General features: G+C 62.7%; 19 protein-coding genes. 8 read left to right on the top strand and 11 right to left on the bottom strand.

Annotated features, from left to right (window positions below; genetic code table 11):
• Positions 1–7: 7 nt before the first annotated feature.
• Genes RRF64_RS17490 through RRF64_RS17480 form a run of 3 tightly spaced genes read right to left on the bottom strand, consistent with a single transcriptional unit; the run spans position 8 to position 3,998 of the window.
• Complete coding sequence (locus RRF64_RS17490; protein ID WP_323847220.1) at positions 8–1,402, bottom strand: hypothetical protein; 1,395 nt, start codon at positions 1,400–1,402, stop codon at positions 8–10.
• Between the two features lie 50 nt (positions 1,403–1,452).
• Positions 1,453–2,859 (bottom strand): flavin monoamine oxidase family protein, encoded by a 1,407-nt coding sequence (locus RRF64_RS17485; RefSeq protein ID WP_323847219.1) that lies wholly within the window; start codon positions 2,857–2,859, stop codon positions 1,453–1,455.
• Entirely contained in the window at positions 2,856–3,998 is a 1,143-nt protein-coding gene (locus RRF64_RS17480; RefSeq protein ID WP_323847218.1) for a carbon-nitrogen hydrolase family protein, read from the bottom strand. The genes RRF64_RS17485 and RRF64_RS17480 overlap by 4 nt, the downstream gene beginning before the upstream one ends.
• Before the next feature lie 98 nt (positions 3,999–4,096).
• Here RRF64_RS17480 and RRF64_RS17475 point away from each other — a divergent pair, with 98 nt between their 5' ends.
• Positions 4,097–4,837, top strand: coding sequence for a Mut7-C RNAse domain-containing protein (locus RRF64_RS17475; protein WP_323847217.1), 741 nt, complete (start codon positions 4,097–4,099; stop codon positions 4,835–4,837).
• 156 nt (positions 4,838–4,993) lie between these two features.
• Here the strand turns inward: RRF64_RS17475 and nhaA are convergent, their stop codons facing one another.
• A complete protein-coding gene (gene nhaA, locus RRF64_RS17470; RefSeq protein WP_323847216.1) occupies positions 4,994–6,493 on the bottom strand; it encodes a Na+/H+ antiporter NhaA in 1,500 nt (499 codons plus the stop codon).
• Between the two features lie 268 nt (positions 6,494–6,761).
• Here nhaA and RRF64_RS17465 point away from each other — a divergent pair, with 268 nt between their 5' ends.
• On the top strand, positions 6,762–7,526 hold the full coding sequence (locus RRF64_RS17465) for a TlyA family RNA methyltransferase (RefSeq protein WP_323847215.1): 765 nt from the start codon (positions 6,762–6,764) through the stop codon (positions 7,524–7,526).
• A gap of 109 nt (positions 7,527–7,635) precedes the next feature.
• On the opposite strand, the gene RRF64_RS17460 is transcribed toward RRF64_RS17465, so the two are convergent.
• The 3 genes from RRF64_RS17460 to RRF64_RS17450 all read right to left on the bottom strand — a co-directional run bounded on the left by RRF64_RS17460 (position 7,636) and on the right by RRF64_RS17450 (position 8,936).
• A complete protein-coding gene (locus tag RRF64_RS17460) occupies positions 7,636–8,097 on the bottom strand; it encodes an OsmC family protein (RefSeq protein WP_323847214.1) in 462 nt (153 codons plus the stop codon).
• A gap of 118 nt (positions 8,098–8,215) precedes the next feature.
• Positions 8,216–8,446: a DUF1272 domain-containing protein gene (locus tag RRF64_RS17455; protein WP_323847213.1), complete on the bottom strand. Its 231-nt coding sequence runs from the start codon at positions 8,444–8,446 to the stop codon at positions 8,216–8,218.
• Positions 8,447–8,579: 133 nt separating this feature from the next.
• Positions 8,580–8,936: a 4a-hydroxytetrahydrobiopterin dehydratase gene (locus RRF64_RS17450; RefSeq protein WP_479691305.1), complete on the bottom strand. Its 357-nt coding sequence runs from the start codon at positions 8,934–8,936 to the stop codon at positions 8,580–8,582.
• Between the two features lie 307 nt (positions 8,937–9,243).
• On the opposite strand from RRF64_RS17450, the gene RRF64_RS17445 reads away from it, so the two are divergent.
• Positions 9,244–11,043 carry a DUF885 domain-containing protein gene (locus tag RRF64_RS17445; RefSeq protein WP_323847212.1) on the top strand — a complete coding sequence of 600 codons (1,800 nt, stop codon included), beginning with the start codon at positions 9,244–9,246 and terminating at the stop codon, positions 11,041–11,043.
• A 455-nt stretch (positions 11,044–11,498) separates the two neighbouring features.
• On the opposite strand, the gene RRF64_RS17440 is transcribed toward RRF64_RS17445, so the two are convergent.
• Together RRF64_RS17440 and RRF64_RS17435 are read right to left on the bottom strand one after the other, a co-directional pair.
• Positions 11,499–13,007 carry a fumarate hydratase gene (locus RRF64_RS17440; RefSeq protein WP_323847211.1) on the bottom strand — a complete coding sequence of 503 codons (1,509 nt, stop codon included), beginning with the start codon at positions 13,005–13,007 and terminating at the stop codon, positions 11,499–11,501.
• A 158-nt stretch (positions 13,008–13,165) separates the two neighbouring features.
• Complete coding sequence (locus RRF64_RS17435) at positions 13,166–13,906, bottom strand: hypothetical protein (protein ID WP_323847210.1); 741 nt, start codon at positions 13,904–13,906, stop codon at positions 13,166–13,168.
• Positions 13,907–14,249: 343 nt separating this feature from the next.
• Between RRF64_RS17435 and sodB the strand changes: the two genes are divergently transcribed.
• Both sodB and RRF64_RS17425 read left to right on the top strand, forming a co-directional pair.
• A complete protein-coding gene (gene sodB, locus RRF64_RS17430) occupies positions 14,250–14,831 on the top strand; it encodes a superoxide dismutase [Fe] (RefSeq protein ID WP_323847209.1) in 582 nt (193 codons plus the stop codon).
• 83 nt (positions 14,832–14,914) lie between these two features.
• Positions 14,915–16,804, top strand: coding sequence for a DUF885 domain-containing protein (locus RRF64_RS17425; RefSeq protein ID WP_323847208.1), 1,890 nt, complete (start codon positions 14,915–14,917; stop codon positions 16,802–16,804).
• Between the two features lie 104 nt (positions 16,805–16,908).
• Here RRF64_RS17425 and RRF64_RS17420 read toward each other — a convergent pair whose 3' ends face one another.
• Positions 16,909–17,844, bottom strand: a complete 936-nt coding sequence (locus RRF64_RS17420; protein ID WP_323847207.1) for a universal stress protein — start codon at positions 17,842–17,844, stop codon at positions 16,909–16,911.
• A 188-nt stretch (positions 17,845–18,032) separates the two neighbouring features.
• On the opposite strand from RRF64_RS17420, the gene RRF64_RS17415 reads away from it, so the two are divergent.
• The 3 genes from RRF64_RS17415 to RRF64_RS17405 are packed head-to-tail and all read left to right on the top strand — an operon-like array spanning position 18,033 to position 21,830.
• On the top strand, positions 18,033–19,544 hold the full coding sequence (locus RRF64_RS17415; RefSeq protein ID WP_323847206.1) for a thymidine phosphorylase family protein: 1,512 nt from the start codon (positions 18,033–18,035) through the stop codon (positions 19,542–19,544).
• Positions 19,541–20,470 (top strand): ribose-phosphate diphosphokinase, encoded by a 930-nt coding sequence (locus tag RRF64_RS17410; protein ID WP_323847205.1) that lies wholly within the window; start codon positions 19,541–19,543, stop codon positions 20,468–20,470. Before RRF64_RS17415 ends, RRF64_RS17410 begins: the two co-directional genes overlap by 4 nt.
• Before the next feature lie 4 nt (positions 20,471–20,474).
• The gene (locus tag RRF64_RS17405) at positions 20,475–21,830 is read left to right on the top strand and encodes an MBL fold metallo-hydrolase (protein ID WP_323847204.1); all 1,356 of its coding nucleotides are present in this window, start codon (positions 20,475–20,477) and stop codon (positions 21,828–21,830) included.
• A gap of 4 nt (positions 21,831–21,834) precedes the next feature.
• Here RRF64_RS17405 and RRF64_RS17400 read toward each other — a convergent pair whose 3' ends face one another.
• Positions 21,835–23,097 carry a C69 family dipeptidase gene (locus tag RRF64_RS17400; RefSeq protein WP_323847203.1) on the bottom strand — a complete coding sequence of 421 codons (1,263 nt, stop codon included), beginning with the start codon at positions 23,095–23,097 and terminating at the stop codon, positions 21,835–21,837.
• Positions 23,098–23,236 lie beyond the last annotated feature (139 nt).

The following is a 23,236-nucleotide window of genomic DNA, read 5'->3' as shown; positions in this document are numbered from 1 at the left end:
CCAATACCTACCAGTTTAATGAAGACGGCAACCGCGGCGACGACAGCAGCTTGCCGAAGCGCTGCCAGCGCTCGTCCTGGGAGTCAGCACCCTCTTCCACATACTCCCTGACCAGTTGCTTGCCCCAGTTGTAGTTGATCACATAGGCCCCGTAGGCATCGACGAAGCGCTTGCGCTGTTTGGCCTTCTCCGGGCTCATCAGCGTGTACTGCTGGAACAGTTCCACCGCTTTGTCGCCGTCGATCTCACCGTCGATATACTGGCGGGCCACTTCGTTCTCGGCAAACTTCAGCTCGGCCAGCAGATCCAGCACGCGGTCGTATTTCTCGGCGTCGGCCGGATCCAAGCCGGCCAGCGGATAGAGCACTTCCCTTTCGAACCTGAGTTTTTCCTCGCCGGGGAATGCCAGGTCGATGCCGTAGTTGGCGCTGCCCTCGGCAATCAGGGACTGCGGGCTGAACAGCGGATAGACGCTGTACTCGACCCAGCCGCGCTTGTTCGCCAGCTCGTCTTCCAGCAGCGCATTGTAGGTATGGTGACCCGGATAGCCCTCGTGGCAGCCGAGGTCGATGGCGCGATCGATCATGATCGGCAGCTCGGTGTTGACCTGGATCAGGCTCTGGGCCTTACCCTGGTACCAGTTGTAGCCGCTCCAGGGTTTGTCGGTGACATACTCCAGCACGAAATTTTCGTCGGCCGGCAGCTGGATATGTTTTTTGGTGCGCTCGCGGCAGGCATCGATAGCCGCATCGAACACGGCTGCGAGTTTGTCCGCGGGTATTTCAAACTTTTGTTGGAATTCCTGTACGCGCAGGTGCAGCGGTTTTTCGCCGGGCAGCAGTGTATCCAGTTCGGCCAATACCGATTCGAACTCGGCAAATGAATGCCTTGGCGGCCGAGTGTCATAGAGCAACTGCGCCTCGCGTTCGAAACTGCGCTCGCCGCCGTTGGCCAGTGCCTCCGCGTGCGCCTGTACCGCGCGCAGCTGTGTTTTCAGGTAGTGGGCGCGCAGGTTTTCGATGGCGCCGTCCGCGGGAATATCCGCCGGCAGCTGTTCCTGTAGCTGTTTGGCGCGCCGGGCGATGTCCGCCGGTGTCGCATCGCTGCCGGCCGCAGCGTGTTTCCATTCCGCGGGGCCATAATAGGCGTCGACATAACTCTGGTCGTGATTACCCAATTGCAGTACCAGCTGCACATATGCCTTTGCCACGGCATCCATATCCGCCGCTCCATCCACGTCTTCAGCCGCCTCGCCGGCATCGGTGCCCTGCGAGCTTTCTACCACCGCGGATTCCACCGCGGCGGTTTCCCCGCCTGCTTCCTCCTTTTTGCCGCCGCAGGCCGCCAATAGCAGCAGCACCGCCAGTGGCAGCATTCTCGAAAATGTGTACGTTAGGTCCATTGCGATTCCCTTACTTGCAAATAGTGATGTTCTGCTTGTCGCTCCAGCTTTCACACCGGTGCTAATAGATGGAGACGCCGCTCGATCTCGCCCAGCGCGTGTTCGACTTCCGCCGCGGCGCGCTCGGCGGACTCCAGTGCGCCCTCCATATAGCCGAACCACTCGACCGCGAACTCGGTGCCGGCCCAGTGGATGCTGCCATTCTGCTCGCGCAGCCGCGCGCCATAACCAGTCCAGGTGCCCGGCGCCATCAGGGCCGCGTAACAGCCGCGGGTCCAGGCTTCGCTGCTCCAGTCCTTGTCGACGTATTCCAGCGGCTGCCGGGCGCGCTCGCCGAAAAGCTGCGCAAAACAGTCCAGCACCGCCCCGCGCCGTTCGTCGGCGCTGACGTTGCTGTAGTGCCGCGCCACATCGCCCTCGAGGAATCCCATCAGCAGACCGGACTCCCGCCCCGCTTCCGAATTGTCGAAAGTCACCCGCACAGGGCCGGCCGGGCTCGCCGCCTGGCCGGACAGCTTATCCTCGCGCCAGAAGGGTTTTTCGTAGCGGGCGACACACTTGATACAGGCGCCCGCCGGCATGCGCTGCAGCAGCTGGTCGCGCCAGGCCGGCAGCTGCGGCTCGAAGCGGATGCGCAGTGCCTGGTTCGGCGGCAGCGCGACGATGACCCGCTCGCAGACGAGAGAACCGGCCAGGTGGCGCAGCCGCAGGCGGCCGTCGGGCAGCTGCTCTATTGCCTCCACCGGCGCATTCAACTGCACGCGCGCCCCCAGCTCCCGCGCCATCTTTTCGCACAGGCCGGCCGTGCCGCCGTGCACCCGGTCCTGCTGGGCACCGCCGGTCACCGCCAGCAGGGTTTCCAGGGAATCGCCGGAGCGCGCGTAAAAGAGCGCGTGCAGCAGCGACAGCTCCCGCGGTTCGGCGGCGAATACCGCACCGATAGCCACCGCAAACAGTTGCCGCGCCAGTTTCGTACGGCAGTTTTTCTGCAGCCAGGAGTCGAGTGTCATCGAATCCCAGTGTTCCGCCTTGGCGTGTGACCAGGGTGCCGCCGGATCGATGCTGCGCGCCATGGATTCGAAGCGCGCCATGGCAATGCCCAGATCCGCCAGCGCCAGCGGATTGATCCTGGGAATGGTGCCGCGGTAGCGCCGCAGGCGGCCGTTCAGCTGCAACAGGTTGTCACCGCTGTCGTACAGCGGCCAGGTGCGCGCGCCAAGCTCCTCGATCAGCCGGTACATGCGGTGCTGCCCGGGCCCCACCCACTGGCCGCCGATATCGACGGTATCGCCACTGGCAAAGCGGTGGTTCTGCAGGCGACCGCCGACCCGGTCACGCGCCTCGAGGACTTTCACCGAGTATTTTGCCTGCAGCAGGCGGGCCGCCTGCAGGCCGGACATACCGGCGCCGATAATCGCTACCTGTACCTGATCCACCAACATGTCGCTCTCACTCAATGCGCTTTATTTTTTTCTGATAACCACAGGCTGGAAATCACCGCGCCGTCGCGGCGCTGCCCCTGAACGACGTCGCCATTCAGGATCGCGGTGGTCTGGCCGTCGTCGCCCAGATCCCACAGCTCGCCGCGGAAAAAAGTATTGATCCCCGCGCGCAGATGCCCGCCCCGCCCGCCCAGGGCATATTTGCGCCAGGCCTCGCCCTCGCTGAGCGCGCCTATGTCTTTGTTATCGACATCCGCCGGGGCCGGGGCGCCGTTGTAGCCGCCCCAGGGTCTGGCCCAGATACCGTTGGGGGAGGAGAAGGACGGCACCGCGACCAGATCCGCGGCCGCTATCTGCCGCCAGTTGTCCGGGTACCAGCTGTCCGCGCAGATCAGCACGGCCAGGCGGCCGAGCGGCGTATCGAAAACCGGCAGTGGCTGCGAAGCCGGCTGGGTAAACGGCAGTTCGCTGTCGATCGGATAGCGCTTGCGCACCGGGCCCGCCACCGCGCCGTCGGCGAAGAACACAAAGCTGCTGTTGTAGATGGGACCGGTGCCAGTGCGGATGTGGTTGTCCTCGACCGCGGGATCCGGCATCGCGATGGAGCCGGCCACCAGCGTCACCCGAAACTCCCGCGCAAGCCCGGCGAACAGCTGCTGGTACTGCGCGGCCATACGCGCGGCCTTGCTTTTGAACAGCGCGGCGGCAAAGGGATCGGCGGCGGACTCGCCGCTCAGGTGGCGGGCAAAGGCGGGCAGGTTGCCGAGGGCCGCCCACAGCATGGCAGTGCCGGTGCTGTCGGCGCGGATAGACAGGAAGCTCTCCCCTTCCGCCACCAGCCAGGTGCCGATATGTTCCGGAAACACCACCAGGCTCCTCTCGCCCAACCAGCCGGCCTGCCGCGCCTTGTGCAGATAGCCGCGCAGCTTGCGCTGCAACCGCTCGGCGCTGGCGTAGTCGGCGCTCGTCAGGTAGGGCTGGATGGACACCAGGTTGGCCGCACCGGGCCGGACCCGGTTGAGCGGCTCGAGCAGTAGCGGCGGATCTGCCTCTATGCCGGCGTCCCGCGACGGCGGAATCTGCAGCAGTATCGCGAGCGTCACCACACCCAGCATCAGACCCAGCAACAGGCCGGAAAACAGCTTTTTTATCATTATTCTGCACTGTGAAATTTCACCAGTGGCTACTATAGCGGCTAAGGGAATCTCTAAGTAAGTCCATTTGCAACCAACCTGCCCGCCCGGGGACCCGTATGCGCCGCGTCACCTTCCGCTTTTACCGGGAGCTGAACGATTTCCTGCCGCGACACCGGCGACAGCGGGATTTCGAGCAGGATTTCCTGCTGGCCGGCTCGATCAAGGACGCCATCGAAAGTGTCGGCGTGCCGCATACCGAAGTGGACCTGATACTGGTCAATGGGGCATCGGTGGATTTCGGCTACCAGCTGCGCGACGGCGATCGTATCAGTGTCTACCCGGTATTCGAGGCGCTGGACATCGCATCGGTGACCCGCCTGCGCCCCCACCCGCTGCGCGAGCCCCGCTTCGTGCTCGACTGCCACCTGGGGCGTCTTGCCGGTTATTTGCGCATGCTGGGCTTCGACAGCCTGTTTCGCGGCGACTATCACGACGACACCCTGCTGCGCATTTCTGTGGAGCAGCAACGCATACTGCTGACCCGCGATCTGGAATTACTGAAGCGAAAACAGTTGCAGCGCGGTTACTATGTGCGCGCCACCAAGCCGCGCCAGCAGGCGGCCGAGGTAATCCGGCGCCTGCAACTTGCGAGCAGCATCAGGCCCTTTTCCCGCTGCATCGCCTGTAACGGCACGCTGGAGAATGTGCGCAAGGAGGAGATCAGGGCCCTGCTGCCGGAGAATACCGATCGGTATTTCGACGAATTTATCCAGTGCCGCGACTGCCTGCGGGTCTATTGGAAAGGTAGCCACTACGAACGCATGCAGCGGCTGGTGAAGCAGTTCACCGGTGCATAGTGGTCCAAGCGGTAAATTCTGTAACCGATCTCTTCGCCACAGACCCCAGTGCTGCGTTGAAAAAGCTTGAATTAGCCCTGCTAGTCCTGCGCTTTTTCGCCTTGCCCTGGAACCTGTGGCTGTGAGCTTTAGTTACCGAATTTACCGCTTGAACCACTAGCCACCTCCGCCCAGGGGCCCGCCCCGCCGCACCCGCTCGTCCGCAGCCGCCTCCTCGGCGGCTGCCTGGACTTCCCTGGCCTCTGCAATGGGGTGCTGCTCGGCGCCGGCCACATCAAACTCTTCGGACACTGGCGCCCGGCGCAGCACCAGGAAGCCGGCGATACCGGCAATCACCGATGCCAGCAGCACACCCGCCTTGGCCTGGATCAGCAGCTCGTACTGCTCGTAGAAGGCCAGCTCGGCAATAAAGATGGACATGGTAAAGCCGATACCGCCGAGCAGCGCCACGCCGACGATGTGGTGAAAGGTCGCAGCCGTGGGCAATTTGCCGAGCCCGAGCTTCCACCCCAGCCAGGTGGCGCCGACGATACCGACCAGCTTGCCGAACACCAGGCCACAGATCACCCCCAGTGTCACCGGATTGAATACCGCCGTGGAGCTGGTGAAGCTGTCGATCGGAATGCCGGCATTGGCCAGGGCGAAGATCGGAATCACCAGGAAGGCCACGGGCGTGTGCAGGCGGGTTTCCATTCTCTGCAGCGGCGACTGGGCCAGGTTGACGCCGTTGCCCAGTGCCATCACCCGCGCGCGCAGTGCGTCGTTGGCGATGATCTTGTCGCCGGGGCGGAAGCAGCGATCGAAGCTGCGGATAATATCCTTAACGAAAGTACTGAACGCGACGGGATCGTATTTCGGCCGCGCCGGCAGCGCCATGGCGGTAATCACACCGGCGATGGTCGCGTGCACACCGGCCAGGTGGAGTTCGTACCAGAGCAGCAGGCCGACGAATACGTAGGCGGGGGAGCGGCGCACGCCGGCCGCCTTCAACAGCCACATGATCACCACCAGGCAACCCGCGGCAATCAGCGCGGTCATGTTGACCTGCTCGGTGTACCAGATGGCGATCACCAGAATCGCGCCCAGGTCGTCGACGATGGCCAGCGCCACCAGGAAGGTGACCACGGCCCGCGGTACGCGGTTGCCCAGCAGGGCAATGCAGCCGACTGCAAAGGCAATATCGGTCGCCATGGGGATACCCCAGCCGCGCTCGCCCGCGCCGCCGGCATTGAAGGAGGCGTAGATAAGCGCGGGTACCACCATACCGCCGATCGCAGCCATGACCGGCAGCACCGCCTGTTTCAGGTCCGACAGCTCGCCCACCAGAAACTCGCGCTTGAGTTCCAGGCCGACGAGGAAGAAGAAGATGGCCATCAGGCCGTCGTTGATCCAGTGGTGCAGACTGAGAGAAAACTCCCAGTCGCCGGCACTCAGGCTGATGGGAATATGCAGCAGGTGCTTATAGGCCTCCTGCAGCGGGGAGTTGGCGATGATCAGCGCCGCCACGGCGCACAGCATCAGCAGTATGCCACTGCTGCTCTGGCGGTGGATAAACTCTTCGAAGGGGGTGACCAGGCGGCCGAAGGCGCCCTCTAATGGCGCCTCAAACACCGTTCCCTTGCGAACCTTGAACTTGTCCAGAACGCCTTTCGCCATCGACCGCCGACCTCCTTGCTGGGGGAACCCCTAAAAAACGTAACGAGCGGGCGGTTGGTGGTGGCCGCCCGAGCGCAGAAAGCGGAGTGTACATGGCAGTACATGAACATTCGACCGGGCTGGCGCACCAGCACCGCCGGCCGCCGCCAGGCGCACGCGCAGTAGTTTTTCAGGAGTTCCCTAAAGAATAGAGCTTCAACCCAAAGGGGCCAGAGGTTAGCATGGCATCCGCTTCCTCCACCATATTTTTAGAACTATAGTGCCATTCATGACCCGTCTGGACCTTTTGTTAGTAGAGCGTCAGCTGGCCAACTCCCGCACCCACGCCAAGAAGCTGGTGGACGCCGGCAGAGTACTGCTGCGCAGCGGCGGCGAGTGGCAGCCCGCGCTGAAGTCGAGCCAGGCCGTCGGCGAGGAGTGGGAGCTGAAAGTGGCGCCCCTGCCGGAAGATCGCTATGTGTCCCGGGCTGGCCTCAAGCTGGCGGCAATCCTGGATCACACCGGGCTGGACCCACGCGGCTGGCGCGCGCTGGATGTGGGCTGCTCCACCGGCGGTTTCAGCGACTGTCTGCTGCAGCGCGGCGCCGAAATGGTAGTTGGTGTGGATGTGGGCCGCGATCAGCTGGCGCAGAAACTGCGCGACGATCCGCGCATGCATCTGTTCGAGGGCGTCAATGCCCGCAACCTCACCGCATCACAGCTGTCCCCCTACGGCGACGCCGGCTTCGACGCAGTAGTGATGGATGTCTCCTTTATCTCCCAGACATTGATACTGCCGCAGCTGCCGGCACTGCTCCGCCCCCATGGCCAGCTGCTCAGTCTGGTCAAACCCCAGTTTGAAGTGGGCCCCGAGGGTATTGGCAAGGGCGGTCTGGTGCGGGACGCAAAGCTCTACCCGCGGGTGCAGGAGAAGATCACCGCCCTGTGCCGGGAATTGGGGCTGGAAGTCAGGGACTATATCGAGAGCCCGATCAAGGGCGGAGACGGTAACCGGGAATTTCTGCTGTGGGCGGTCCGCGGCCCAGCCGCCTAACTCGAATTTACCCTGTGGGAGTCTGCCGTGCAGAGGATTTTGGTCGAAGCCGATGGCTATCGCCTGCGGGGCAGGCTCACACAGTATGCTGCGCTTCCCCGGCGAACCGTCACAGTAGTTCCGTCACTACCTCGGTCTTGACCGAATTGGCGATAAAGCACTGCTCGTGAGACTGGTGGTGCATCTGCTCCAACTGCTCGCGGCTCGGCTGTTTGTCGCCGGAAAACACCACCTGCGGCCGCAGCGTCACCCGGGTCATGGCCATCTTGCCGCCGTCGGTTTTCTCCAGTATCCCCACCGCCGCGTCGCGGTACTCGTCCACGACGAAACCGCGCTTGGCGGCGTAGGCGAGAAAAAACAACATATGGCAGCTGGAAAGCGAGGCGATAAAGGCCTCTTCCGGGTCGACGTTTTCCGCCACCGAATAGGGCAGCGGCACTATGTGCGGAGAGGCGGACGCCGGCACAGTGAGGCCGCCGTCAAAATGCCAGCTGTGGCCGCGGCTGTACTTGTTGTCGGTGAATTGTTCGCCGTGGCGACGCCAGAGCACTGTGGAAAAATACTCGGACACTATTTATCTCCGCACTATCTCCGCACTATCTCCGCACTATCTCCGCACTATCTCCGCACAGCATTAGCGTTACGTCCGCGCATCGTCAATCTCTGTGCGGCGTCAGCTCGCCACATCGTCAGCGCAGGAGTTTCTCGAGTTTGGCTTTGAAGCGCTGTGGCTGGCCCTCTGTCGGCGAACGCGTGCGGGTCGGTCGCAGCACCAGATGCCCCTGACAGTTCGGACAGCGCTGATGCAGCTGTTCCGCACACTGCGGGCAGTAAGTACATTCAAACGAACAGATGAAAGCCTGATCGGTGAGCCCCAGCGAGGCGCCGCAGCGCTCGCAGCTGGACTTCATTCGTAGCATGGCAGTCCCGTAATATTCCTGTCCCGGCGCCCAGTGCCCTGTAAGGTACTAGATGCGCCCAATTGAGCGGCCACCGACATTTCGTTCGGGGCCGCCAAGCCGGAAAGGCGGGCTGCCAGATGTGAGCAGCTGGTTATTCCGCCTCTAGTTGCTGGTCGGTACGCGCCGCCATGATGAAGTCGTTCTTGTGCAGTCCCTTGGCCTCGTGGCTCCACCAGGTCACGGTGACTTTGCCCCACTCGGTCAAAAGCGCCGGGTGGTGGCCCACTTCTTCTGCGATGGCGCCGACGCGATTGGTGAACGCCAGGGCCTGCTTGAAATTGCGGAACTTGAACACACGCTCAAGTTGCAGGATTCCGTCGCGAGTCACCGGTGTCCAGTCGGGGATTTGCCGCAGCAGCTCCGGGAGTTCTTCATCACTTACCAGCGGTGCATCGGCACGACAGGCTTCACATTGTTGTTGGGCCAGATCTTTCATATCAGCGGTCATGAATCAGTCCTCAAAAATCTTCGTTTATTATGGACTCTTTTGAGTTGGACCTCACTCTAACCGCCGCCCCTCAATGAAACAAGCGCACCGACCAAAAAGCCATTTTATGGCGTTTTCACATCGGTTAATGGGACGGAGTGCTAAAAATTACACATGAACACATAGCGCAAAAAATCGCCACCAGCGGGCGCGACTTTCGCCGTGAACCAATTGTGTGATGCGCTGGAGCGCCAGCGAATATGTTATTTTGCAGCACCCGAAATTCTTCTCAGATCACTACGAGACGTCACCGAGAATCACCATGAGAATGACCATCCCCGTCCTCGCCCTGCTGTTGGGCCTGACCGCCTGCGAGCGACAGACTGCCGACAGTGGCCGCCCAGCACCGGAACAAGCAACCGCCCCCGCGGAGGTCGGTACCGAGACCGCCCAGACTTTTCAGCAACTGAACGAAGAATTCATCCAGGAACTCTGGCAACTGTTTCCGTCCTGGGCAGTTAACGAGGGTTACTACAAGGTGGCCGATCAGCTGCAGATACCCGACGATGCCTATCGCAAGCGCGTCCTCGACTTCGCCAGCACCTACAGCCGCAAGTTCGCCAATATCGACAGCAGCCAGCTGGACGCCAATACCCGCAGTGACCTGGCGCTGATACAGAACTTCCTGGCGCGCACCCAGTGGGAACTCAAAGACTTCAAATCCCACCAGTGGAATCCCGCCGAGTACAACGTCTCCCACGCCTTCGCCCTGATCCTGAATACGGACTACGCGCCGCTGGACGAGCGACTGCGCACCTTCAGCAAGCGAATGGCGCAGGTACCTGCCTATTACCAGGCGGCAAAGGACTCACTGCGCACGCCGGCATCGCCACAGCTAGTGCTGGCCATTCAGCAGAACGAGGGCGCGCTCAGCGTGTTCGGCGAAGAACTGGAAGAGAAACTGGCGGCGAGCGGCCTCAGTGAAGAGGAGAAGGCACAGTTCAACCAGCGCCTGGCAAATGCCCGCGAAGCCATCCAGGACTACGTCACCTTCCTGCAGACCAAACACGCGGATCTGGAAAAGACACAGAAGTACAGGGATTTCCGCATCGGAGAAAAGCTGTACGAAGAGAAGTTCAAATACGACATCCAGATCGGCATGAGCGGGAAAGAACTCTACGAACGCGCGCTGGAGGAAAAAGCCCGACTGCACGAGAAGATGGCCGAACTGGCCGACAAACTGTGGCCAAAATATTTTCCCGACGAACAGCCGCCCGCGGACAAGCTGGACAGGATTTCGAAGGTGCTGGAAAAGCTGTCAGAGCACCACGCCACCAAGGAGACCTTCAAGGCGGAAGTGGAGCAGCAGATACCGGAGCTCGCCGCCTTCGTCACCGAGCACGACCTGCTGACGCTGGACGCGGACAAGCCGCTGGTCGTGCGCACCACCCCGCCCTATATGCGCGGCTTTTCCGTCGCCTCGATCAACGCACCGGGCCCCTATGACAAGGGTGCCGCCACCTATTACAACGTAATGCCGATCGAGGACTTCAGCGACGACCGCGCCGAGAGCTTCCTGCGTGAGTACAACAGCTATCTGATGCAGATCCTGAATATTCACGAAGCCATTCCCGGCCACTACACCCAGCTGATATACGCCAACAAATCACCGAGCCTGATCAAGAGTATTCTCGGCAACGGCGCCATGATCGAGGGCTGGGCGGTCTATACCGAGCGCATGATGCTGGAGGCCGGCTACGGCGACTTCTCGCCCGAGCTGTGGCTGATGTATTACAAATGGAACCTGCGCACCGTCATCAACACCATTCTCGACTACGAGATCCAGGTAAAGGGCATCGACGAGGCGCGGGCCATGGACCTGATGGTGCGCCAGGGCTTCCAGCAGAAAGCGGAGGCCATGGGCAAGTGGCGCCGCGCTACCCTGAGCCAGGTGCAACTGACCAGCTACTTCGCCGGCTACCAGGACATCCTCGCCCTGCGTGAGGAAATGAAGCAGAAACTCGGCGAAGACTTCGACCTGAAGGAATTCCACGAGAAATTCCTCAGCTACGGCAATGCGCCGGTGCCGGTGATTAGGGAGTTGATGCTGGCGGAGTTACCGCAATAAACGTTCCCCGGGGAACCGGGTTCCGCATGAGATTTTGCTTCGTAGTGGATTCCCGGGCGGCCCTGCTATCGGGGAACTGTTTGCCAGACACGCTGTGAATACATCCCTGTACGCTCTACGCGGCCATCCATGGCCGCGTAAGGTCTGGCAAACAGTTCCCCGGTAGCAGGGCCTTCGCGTTGACAACGGTGCTTCGCTCACCAGCGGGAGACGATAAATTCCCCCTGAAGGGCCGATAAAACTACACAATCGATGAGAAGGCCCTGATGCCGGTGACCTTTTGCGGGACTGTCGGCGAGAGGGATCTCGCCGACAAGCCTCCAGGGATGGATCCACGGCGTGTCCCGCAAAAGGTCGCCGGTAGCAGGGGCGCCACCAATATATCTACGAAGTCCCAAACAAAAAAAGCCGGGCTCCTCGCGGGGCCCGGCCTTCTATTTCTTTCGGAAGTGCAGTTAAACCGCACCCTCCTCGATCTTGGCCTTCCAGATCAGCGGTCCGGTGTTGTGCACCGATTCGCCCTGGCTGTCGACGGCCACGGTCACCGGCATGTCCTCCACCTCGAACTCGTAGATGGCCTCCATACCCAGTTCCGGGAATGCGACAACCTCGGCGGCCTTGATCGCCTGGGCCACCAGGTAAGCGGCGCCGCCGACGGCCATCAGGTAGACCGCCTTGTTGTCGCGGATCGCCTCGATCGCCGCCGGGCCGCGCTCGGCCTTGCCGATCATGCCCAGCAGGCCGGTCTCCTCCAGCATGGTGCGGGTGAACTTGTCCATGCGCGTGGCGGTGGTCGGGCCGGCCGGTCCCACCACTTCCTCGCGCACCGGATCCACCGGGCCCACGTAGTAGATAAAGCGGCCGGTCAGATCCACCGGCAGCTTCTCACCCTTGGCGAGGATATCGACCATCTTCTTGTGGGCCGCGTCGCGGCCGGTCAGCATCTTGCCGTTCAGCAACAGGGTCTCGCCCGGCTGCCAGCTCAGCACGTCGGCGCGGGTCACCTCGTCGAGGTTCACGCGGCGGGTATTGCCGCCTGCCTCGCGGGTGATCTCCGGCCAGTCTTCCAGTTTCGGCGGCGTCTGGCGCGCGGGGCCGGAGCCGTCGAGGGTGAAGTGAGTGTGACGGGTGGCGGCACAGTTGGGGATGATCGCCACCGCCTTGTTGGCGGCGTGGGTCGGGTAGTCCTTGACCTTCACGTCCAGCACCGTGGTCAGGCCGCCGAGGCCCTGGGCACCGATGCCCAGTTTGTTGACCTTGTCGTACAGCTCCAGGCGCAGTTCCTCGGCGCGGTTGGAGGCGCCGCGCTCCTGCAGTTCCTGGATGTCGATCGGATCCAGCAGGGACTCCTTCGCCAGCAGCATCGCCTTCTCGGCGGTGCCGCCGACCCCGATCCCCAGCATGCCCGGCGGACACCAGCCGGCACCCATCTGCGGGACCATCTTCAGCACCCAGTCGACTACCGAGTCGGACGGATTCAGCATCGCGAACTTGCTCTTGGCCTCGCTGCCGCCGCCCTTGGCCGCCACATAGACCTCGATGGTGTCGCCGGGCACGATTTCGTAGTGAATCACCGCCGGGGTGTTGTCGCCGGTGTTCTTGCGGGCGCCATCCGGGTCCGCGAGGATGGAGGCGCGCAGCACGTTGTCCGGGTTCATGTAGGCGCGACGCACGCCCTCGTTGACCATGTCGGTCACGCTCATGTCCGCGTCCCACTGTACGTTCATGCCCACTTTCAGCTTCACGGTCACGATGCCGGTGTCCTGACAAATGGGGCGGTGGCCCTGGGCGCACATGCGCGAGTTGATCAGGATCTGGGCCATGGCGTCCTTGGCCGCCGGGTTGGCCTCCTTCTCATAGGCCTTGTTCAGGGCCTGAATGAAGTCCTGCGGATGGTAGTAGGAGATGAATTGCAGCGCATCGGCAACGCTGTCGATCAGGTCATCCTGGCGGATAGTGGTCATTGGCGCTCCAGTAAAAGTCTCTGGCAGTTAACGTCTCGAGGCGGGCGATTTTACACGAAATGCGGGGTTATTGGCGGGCGTGGCGTTCACCCGCGCCGGTGCATGAAAAAGGGCGAACCAACCGGTTCGCCCTATTCAGCTATTGCGCTCAGGCGCTGTTACATGGAGGAAGCGGTGGAGCCGCCGCCCTGCAGCGAGCGGATGGCGTCGCGCAGCTGTACCAGGTCCTTGTTCACGGAGCGGCGGTAGGCGTCGATGGACTGCACCGCCTCCTCATTGGCGCCCACGCGGGCGGTCAGGTCGCTGCGCACGGAGGACAGCTGACGCTCCAGTTTCGCCAGTTTGTCGGCGGTATCGCGCTGGCTGGCGGTGTTGCCATTGCGCAGCTCCGCCAGGGCGGATTCCACCGCGGCGATCTTCTGCACGCTGGCGCTCAGGCCGTTGACCTTGCTGGCCAGGGCCGCGACCTGCTTCTTGTTGGCTTCCGTGGCGTCCTTGTTCGCAGCGATGCCCTTGCGATTGGTGTCGTAGGCCACGCCCCAGAGCTTGCGGATCTCGGCGGCGTTATCCTTGACCTTGGCATTCAGAACTTCAACCGAGGCCGAGGACTCCTCGTCGGACATCTCGAAGCGCTTCTCCAGCTCGGCGATGCGGCTCTCGGCATCGACCAGCTGTACCCGGCTGATCTGCCACTGCTGATACAGGAAGGCCGCCGCCCCCAGCCCCGCCAGCGCCAGGATCAGCGCGAACAGACCCAGCACCGAAAAACCGCCGCGGCGCTCCTCCGCCACCGGTACCGGCGCCGGCTCCGGCGCACGGTTCGGACGGCCGATCGGCCGGTTATCCAGTTGCGGTTCCAGGGCGGCACTGCCGTCCAGTGTGGGCTCTCTGCGTTGCATGTTTCAAAATACCCGATATTTTTAAAGGGCCCGCGCAGGCGAATCGCACGCGCGGAGCCGGTGATTGGTCGAATTCAGCGGCAGTTATACCAAAAACTGACGAAAAAGTAAGCAGTTACGACTTAAGCCTAGCAGCCAGGTGCCCTGAGGCGCCAGTTGGTGAGCCTTTGGCCCAAGTGGACTGTTTTTGCAACAAAAAGGCCGAGAAATCAACAGTATTCCACTGAGAACGCCGAGATTGTGGAAAAACGCCCTATTCAGCACCGTTGCCGGCTTAATTCTGACATGCCGCGCGTGTAGAATGCCCCCATCAATAACCCGAGACAAAAGGAAGGAAGACACCATGGCTTTCGAACTGCCCGAACTCCCCTACGCGAAGAATGCCCTGGAACCGCACATCTCCGAGGAAACCCTGGAGTATCACTACGGCAAACATCACCAGGCCTATGTGACCAATCTGAATAACCTGCTGGAAGGCACCGCCGATGCCGGCAAGTCCCTGGAAGAGGTCATCAAGTCCTCCTCCGGCGGTGTGTTCAACAACGCCGCCCAAGTGTGGAACCACACTTTCTACTGGAACTGCCTGAGCCCGAACGGCGGCGGCGCGCCGACCGGCGCGGTGGCCGAGGCCATCGACAAGTCCTTCGGCTCCTTCGACAAGTTCAAGGAGGAGTTCAGCAAGAGCGCGGTAGGCAATTTCGGCTCCGGCTGGACCTGGCTGGTCAAGAAAGGCGACGGCTCCGTGGCCATCGTCAACACCTCCAACGCCGGCACCCCGCTGACCGAAGCCGACCAGACCCCGCTGCTGACCTGCGACGTCTGGGAACACGCCTACTACATCGACTACCGCAACCTGCGCCCGAAGTATGTGGAAAGTTTCTGGGCCCTGGTGAACTGGGACTTCGTAAACCAGAACTTCGCCTGATAGAAGTCGACAGAAAAGAGCGGGCCCTGTGCCCGCTTTTTCTTTAATAGAAAAACAATTATCCGAACACCTGGAATGCAATCATGAAGTTGAACCAAACCCTGCTCGCCGCCGCCATCAGCGCGCTGGTAATCACAGGCTGCGACCGCGGCCAGGAGAAGGCAGCGGAGCAGAGCGCCGCCGAAGTCACCGTTGAAGCCACAGAGACTGCGACCGAGAGCACTCAGGTCGCCGCGCAGGCGGACGAAGCCGCCATTGCCCAGGCCAACCAGATGTTCGAGGATTTCTTCCAGGAACATCTGGAGCGCAGCCCGGAATTCAAGACCTTCCTCGGCATGAAAGAGGACTATGACAAGTGGAATGACCTGTCGCCGGAATTCGAACAGGAGACCCACGATATCAACCAGCGCCAGCTGGCGGAACTGAACAAGCTGGACCCGAACAAGCTGGACGACGCCACCCGTCTCAGCCTGAAATTGGCCAAACGCAATCTGGAGCAGGATATCGAAGGCTACAAGTGGCGCCTGCACACCTACCCGGTCAACCAGATGTACGCCACCCACACCGGCATCGCCTCGCTGCTGATCAACCAGCACCGCATCGACAACGTCAGTGACGCGGAAGCCTATATCGCCCGCCTGAATGCACTGCCGGAACATTTCGCGCAGCTGGAGAAAAACCTCGAGGAGCGCGCCGAGGTCGGCACCATAGTGCCCAAGTTTGTGTTCCCCTATGTGATCAGCGACGCGCAGAACCTGATCACCGGCGCGCCCTTTGACGACGGCAAAGACAGTACCCTGTTCGCCGACTTCAAAGGCAAGGTCGACAAGCTGGAAATTTCCGATGAGCAAAAGCAGCAGCTGATCGGCAAGGCCAAATCCGCGATGGTCAGCAGTGTCGGACCGGCCTATGAAAGCCTGATCGCCTATCTGCAGAAACTGGAGAAGCGCGCCACCACCGATGACGGCGCCTGGAAACTCGCCGACGGCGACGACTTCTACGACTTCCGCCTCAACGTCTACACCACCACCGATATGACTGCCGACGAGATCCACCAAGTCGGCCTCAAGGAAGTGGCGCGCATTCACGACGAGATGCGCCAGATCATGAAGAAGGTGGGCTTCGAGGGCAGCCTGCAGGAATTCTTTGAATTCATGCGCACCGACGACCAGTTCTACTACCCGAACACCGCGGAGGGCAAACAGCAGTACCTGGAAAAGGCCACCGCCATCATCGACACGATGAAAGGCCGCCTGGACGAGCTGTTTATCACCAAGCCCAAGGCCGACCTGACCGTGAAGGCGGTGGAACCCTTCCGCGAGAAGTCCGCCGGCAAGGCCTTCTACCAGCGCCCGGCCCCGGACGGCTCGCGCCCGGGCATCTACTACGCCAACCTCTACAACATGGCGGACATGCCCACTTACCAGATGGAGGCGCTGGCCTACCACGAGGGAATTCCGGGCCACCATATGCAGCTGTCCATCGCCCAGGAACTGGAGGACATTCCGAAGTTCCGCAAGTTCGGCGGCTACACCGCCTACACCGAGGGCTGGGGGCTCTACTCGGAGCTGGTGCCGAAGGAGATCGGTTTCTACCAGGACCCCTACTCCGACTTCGGCCGCCTGGCGATGGAGCTGTGGCGCGCCGGCCGCCTGGTGGTGGACACCGGCATCCACAGCAAGAAGTGGACCCGCGAGGAGGCGATCGACTACCTGAAGCAGAACACGCCCAACCCCGAGGGCGATGTGACCAAGGCCATCGAGCGCTATATCGTCATGCCGGGCCAGGCCACCGCCTACAAGATCGGCATGCTGAAGATTGTCGAACTGCGCGAGAAAGCCAAGAAAGAACTGGGCGACCAGTTCGACGTGCGCGCCTTCCACGACACCATTCTGGCCAACGGCGCGGTGCCGCTGGATGTGCTGGAGGAACTGGTGGACGAGTGGATCGCCGAGGTGAAGGCCCAGCAGTAATCAATCTCCCCAAAAAAGCGGGCCGCCAATAGGCGGCCCGCTTTTCCTCTATATTTTCTTCCGCCGGAAATAGCAGGCCCGGCGCAATTTCCTCTCGATACACCTCAGGCTTTTACCGGCGAGACAAAATCACTGGGTTTCAGCGCCAGCAGCGAACAGCTGACTTTCTGCAGGATATTTTCCGCGGTGTTGCCCATGATAAAGCCGGGGATACCGGTGCGGCCGACGGTGCCCATCACCAGTATGTCGAACTTCTTCTCGTCGATCAGCAGCGGAATATAGCGGTCCGGCCGGGCGATGGCGTGGTGCACGTCCAGTTTGCCGCCGATGCCCGCAGCCTGGATCAGCACGTCGAGTTTGGAGCGGTGCTTGGAGAGGGCCGCTTCCGCCGCCCTGTCCAGCTCCTCATCGGATGCGCTGAGAGGGAAATTGTGCCGCAGGTACTCGTCCACATCGTAATCCCAGCAGGAAATGATATGCAGCTCGCCGCTGCAGGTATCGGCCAGCGCGCGCGCCCAGCGCAACAGGCGGATGGCCAGGTCGTAGGCACTGGCCTCGTCGCATTCCGGATCCACCGCCACCGCCACGTCGATATCCTTGTGCGAGTTGGAAATCGGCCGGCACAGCCACACCGGGCACGGACACTTGCGCAACAGTTCCATATCCATGGCCTTGAAGCCCTTGCGCTGGGTGCGCCCCTCAACGTTCTTGATCACCAGGTCGTAATCCTCTTCCAGCACACGGCGGATGACCCGCTCGGCAGGTCGGCTGCCGCAATCCGCCTCCACCTCGAGGCTCAGTTGAGCCTCCGCCAGATTCAGCTGCTCCCGCACAGACTCGATACTCTGCCGGACGCGCTCCACCAGCGCATCCATGCACAGCTGGCTGTACTCTTCAAAGTCCTCCGGCACCGCCGGACAGACCACCAGCACCTTGACCGCCGCGCGGTTGTTGCGCGCCACGGCGAGCGCCTGCAGCAAGCCCCCGCTCTCGTCGCCGGTCGCATGACTCACATACAGAATGTTATGAAAATTTTGCATATCGGTTGCCCAAAACTTGCGGATCGCGGAAATAAACACGGCAAATGCCGTCCGCAGCGAGCGCAGCTGCCACAATTTAGTATTGTGGCAGCTGCGCGGATCAAAGAGGAAAACATGCAGGGCAAACCCGGCACTTTCCGGCAACCCTGGTTGGCCACAAGCGGCGAGGAAGATCTGGGTATCGGGCGATGGAGACCACCGGTCAACTGCGCGCTTTTCATATGGGCATAGACACCCACGAAGAGCCGGTTGTGTATATGGGCAGCGAGTGCGACATCTGCCGTGCCGAGGGCTTTACCGCCAATACGCGGCTGCAGATCCACGCCGGCGAAAGGAGTCTGATCGCCACCCTCAATATCGTCAGCCAGACAGTCCTGCCCACCGGCACCATCGGCTTTTCCGACAGCGCCTGGCACTACCTCGACCTGCTGGACGGCCAGCCGGTGCGCGTGCGACACGCGCCGCTGGTGAGCTCGCTGTCCGCCCTACGCAAGAAGATTTACGGCAATGAGCTGAATGCGCTGGAGATCAACGGCATCATTCGCGATATCGGCCACCGGCTGTATGCGGATATCGAGATCGCCAGTTTCCTGACCGCCTGCGCCGGTGGCCGCCTGTCCCTCGCGGAAATCACTGCGCTCACCCGCGCCATGGTCAGCAGCGGCAACCAGCTGCACTGGCCCGGCGACGGAAAGGTCTACGACAAACACTGTGTCGGCGGCCTGCCCGGCAACCGCACCACACCGGTCATCATCGCCATTGTCAGCGCCGCGGGGCTGATGATTCCCAAGACCTCCTCGCGCGCCATCACCTCGCCGGCGGGTACAGCGGACACCATGGAGGTATTGACAGAAGTGGATCTCAGCCTGGCGCAGCTGCAGAAGGTGGTGACGGAAACCGGCGCCTGCATGGCGCACGGCGGCAGGGTCGGCCTCAGCCCCACGGATGACCTGCTGATCCGCATCGAACGCGCGCTGGATCTGGACAGCGAGGGGCAGCTGGTGGCCTCGGTGCTGTCGAAAAAGGTGGCCGCGGGTTCCAACCATATCCTGATCGACATGCCCGTCGGCCCCACGGCCAAGCTGCGCGACCGCACCCAGGCGAAGCGGCTCGCGGATCTGTTCTACGGTGTCGCGCGGGCGCTGCAGCTGAATGTGCGCTGCGTATTAACCGACGGCACCCAGGCGATCGGCAACGGCATAGGCCCCACCGAGGAGGCCCGCGATGTGCTCGCCGTGCTGTGCAACCGCGCCGACGCCCCCGCCGATCTCGCCGAGCGCTCGCTGTTTCTCGCCGGGCAACTGCTGTCGATGCACTCCGGTGCGCCCGATTCCGCCGGACTGGAGCAGGCGCGGGAAATTCTGTACTCGGGCCAGGCGTGGCAGCAGTTCCGGCGCATCTGCGAGGCGCAGGGCGGACTCAAGGAGATTGCCGAGGCACCCCAGCACTCTGAACTGCGTGCCACTCGGGATGGGCGACTGCTGTCGATGGACAATCGCCGCCTGGCGCAGCTGGCCAAACTGGCCGGCGCGCCTTCGTCCCCGGCCGCCGGACTGCGACTGCATGTCAAAGTCGGCGCATCGATTGTCGCCGGCCAGCCACTGGCCACGCTGTACGCCGATAGCGTCGGCGAGCTGGCCTACGCGCGGGATTATTTCCGGCAGAACCGCGATCTCTTTCGGATCGGAGCCGCGCCGTGACACCGCTGCTGTTTGCGCTCGATCCCAGCCTGGCGCTGTTTGAACCGCTGCGCCGCGGACTGCCGGCGGAAGCGGGCGCACTCGAATACCGGCATTTCCCCGACGGCGAAAGCTACCTGCGCATCGATACGCCGGTTGCCGGCCGGCACTGCATCCTGCTCGCCGACCTCAGCGACCCCGACGGCAAGTTTCTGCCGCTGCAGTTTCTCGCCGCGACGCTGCGCGAGCTCGGCGCCGGCAGCGTGGGACTGGTCGCGCCCTATCTCTGCTACATGCGCCAGGACCGCCGCTTCCGCACCGGCGAGGCACTGACCTCGCACCTGTTCGCGCGGTGGATTTCCCGGGAAGTGGACTGGCTGATCACCGTGGATCCGCACCTGCACCGCATCCGCGACCTGGCCGAGATTTACCCCATCCCCGCCATCGCCCTGTCCGGCGCGCCGGCGCTGGCGGACTGGCTCGTCCGCCGCGGTGAGCCCGGCCTGCTGGTGGGACCGGATGCGGAAAGCCGCCAGTGGGCGGAGAAGATCGCACAGCGAAGCGGTTGGCCCTATATCGTCGGGTGCAAGGAGCGCCGCGGCGATCGCGATGTCCACGTTGCCCTGCCGGCACTCGATGCACAACAGGCAGCGAGGCCCTGTGCGGTGATCGTCGACGACGTCATCTCCAGCGGCCACACGGTGCTGCAGGCGGTCGCGCGGTTGCAGGCGGCCGGCTTTGCCGCCATCGACTGTATCGCGGTACACGGGCTTTTTGCCGGCGATGCGCGCGAGCAGCTGCTGGCGAGCGGCGTGCGTGCGCTGATTACCAGCAACAGCGTTCCCGGGCCGGCGCCGGCGATCGATCTGGGCCCGCTGCTGCTCGATCCCATCCGCGCACTGCTAGCCGGCGCAGCGCGGCACTCAAATTCCGGCAACGGAGCCTGAAGGCATGAAAATTATCTTTCTCGGTGCGACGCAGACGGTGACCGGCTCCAAGTTCCTGGTGGAGGAAGGCGGGCACAGCTTTCTCGTCGACTGTGGGCTCTATCAGGGCTACAAATGGCTGCGCGAACGCAACTGGCAGCCGCAGGCATTCGCGATCGACAAGCTCGACGCAGTGGTACTGACCCACGCCCATATCGATCACTCCGGCTATATTCCGCGCCTCTATCAACAGGGCTATCGCGGACCTGTCTACTGCCACCACGCCACCCGCGACCTGTGCGGCATACTGCTGCCGGACAGCGGGCGCATACAGGAGGAGGATGCGCGCTTCTACGCACGCCACAAACTGAGCAAGCACGAGCACCCTGAACCGCTTTACGACGGCGAGACTGCCGAGCGCTGCCTGGAACTGTTCCAGCCGGTGGACTTCGGCCAGGAATTCTTCGTCGGCAACTGTCGCGTCCACCTGCAGCCGGCGGGACATATCCTCGGTGCCGGCTGTGCCATTCTCGACAGCGGCGGCACGCGTGTCGGCTTTTCCGGCGACGTCGGCCGCCCCCACGACCTGATCATGCGACCGCCGCAGCCGCTGCCGGAACTGGACTTGCTGCTGCTGGAATCCACCTACGGCGACCGCTCGCACCCGGAAATCGACGTCTACCAGGAGCTCGCGCGGGTGGTCAACGAGGCCGTGGGCCGCGGCGGTGTGCTGCTGATCCCGAGTTTCGCCGTGGGCCGCGCGCAAGTGCTGCAGTATCTGCTGGTCAATCTGATGGAGCGGGGCGAGATCCCCGAACTGCCGATTTTTCTGGACAGTCCGATGGCCATCGACGTCACCGACATCTACTGCCGCTACGCAGACCAGCACCGCCTGGCCCCGGAGGAATGCCAGCGCATGCACCGCGGTATCACCTATACCCACAGCGTCGACGAGTCCAAGGCCCTGGAGAAGATTCACTACCCGCATATCATCATCGCCGGCAGCGGCATGGCCACCGGCGGGCGGATACTGCACCACATGAAGCGCCTGCTGCCGAACCATCGCACCACCCTGCTGTTCACCGGCTATCAGGCCGGCGGCACCCGCGGTGCGCGCCTGTCGGGCGGCGGGCTGTCGGTGAAGATCCACGGCGAACAGGTACCCTGCAAGGCCCGGATAGAGATGATCGAAGGTCTGTCAGCCCACGCGGATTACCGCGAGCTGTGCGACTGGCTGCTGCAGTCGCAGCTGCGCCCCGGCACCGATATCCAGCTGGTACACGGCGAACCGGACGCCGCCGACGCGCTGCGCTTTTACCTGAAGGAGAATACCCGCTTCCACCCGGTGGTGGCGGAGTACCGGCAGGTACTGCACCTGTGATCGGTCACTGTGCGTCGAGGTCGAGTCTTTTCCAAAAGCGGTCGTAGGCGGAGTACCAGCGGTAGCGCGCTTGCCCTTCCCCGGCGCGGTCGCGCCAGCGCCGGTGCCAGTCCTGCGCCATCTCGCTGGCAGTGCCGATGCCAGCGCCTTCGGCCATCGCGGCGATTATTTGCTGCTCCACCCTGTCGCGATCCTGGCGCAGCCGCGCGCAAAACGCGCGGTCCCGCAGGGCGCGCCGGTGGACTTGTTCGAACCGGAGCCAAGGGCTCTGCCGGGGGTCGCCGTCGAGCAGAAAAATCACCCCGCTATCGGTGGAGAAGTCCACCGGCTGGAACAGGGACAGACAGGGCGCGGAGGTGCCGGTCACCCACACCTGCGGCGCCAATCCGCTTTTGAGCCGGACAATCATCGAGCCGCAGGTCTGGCTCGGCCGGGCAATGCCGCCCGCGTGCATACAGATGTCGCGATTGCTGCAAGCGGCAAAGTGCCCGCCGTCGCGGTGATGCCGGCGCAGACCCGCCGCCATGACTGCCAGAGATGGCCTCTCGATCGCTGCCAGGGATTTCAGGCTCGACAAACGGCGCTCCCGGGCGCGGCCCATATATTTCATGAACCGGGTATCGAAGGCGCGGGCGAAGTGAAAGGATCCGCTGCCGCGGTAATAGCCGGCAACCGTCGCGAAGTCCGTGAGCCCGTCGGAACACAGGTCGAACGACTCGCCGATGGAAAGCGCATTGGAAATGGCCGCGATCCGCTCGACCCGCTTCGCCACCCAGTGACGTCCCGCGGTCTCCAGCACCCAGGCCTCGGCGCTGTCGGCGATGATAAAGCTGTTATCGTAGCGGAAGGATTTATTGCGGTAGCCGGCCGCGCCACCCTGTCCGTGGGCTTGCAGCAGGCCGGTGATCACTTCCAATGCCCGACGCGCACTGGCGCCGCGCTCGAGACCCAGGCGCAGCAAGTCCATACCCAGCAGCGCCTGACCTTCCTTATCCACCAGGCGGCTGAACACCGCCTCGTTGCCGATCACCACGCCGCAGTCGTTCACCCCCATCTCGGCACCCCAGATCCACGCCGGCTTGGACAAGATCATGCCGTGGCGGTCGGGCACCTGGGGAATACGGATATAGGTAGTGGCGACTTCTGCGCTCCGATCTGCGCACACCGGCGGAATGTAGCAGACGACCTGCGCCTCGCCGGGTTCGCGATCGCTGTTTTTGGCAAACCAGGTCTCATCGGACTTTCTTATTATCTGTGTATCGCACATGGTATTTTTCGCTCGGCCATCCCGGGCAGGGAGACGAATTGTCGCGCTGGCCCGGCCTGTTAGCTGCCAATAATACACGCGTATCAACGCGAACATCACCGGCGCGTGAATTTCCAGGTGTGTGCAGGTAAATCCCGCA

Source organism: Microbulbifer magnicolonia (assembly GCF_035117725.1).
Classification (GTDB): Bacteria; Pseudomonadota; Gammaproteobacteria; order Pseudomonadales; family Cellvibrionaceae; genus Microbulbifer; species Microbulbifer magnicolonia.
Note: the sequence above shows the minus strand (reverse complement) of the source record. Positions and strands in the feature narration are given on the sequence as shown.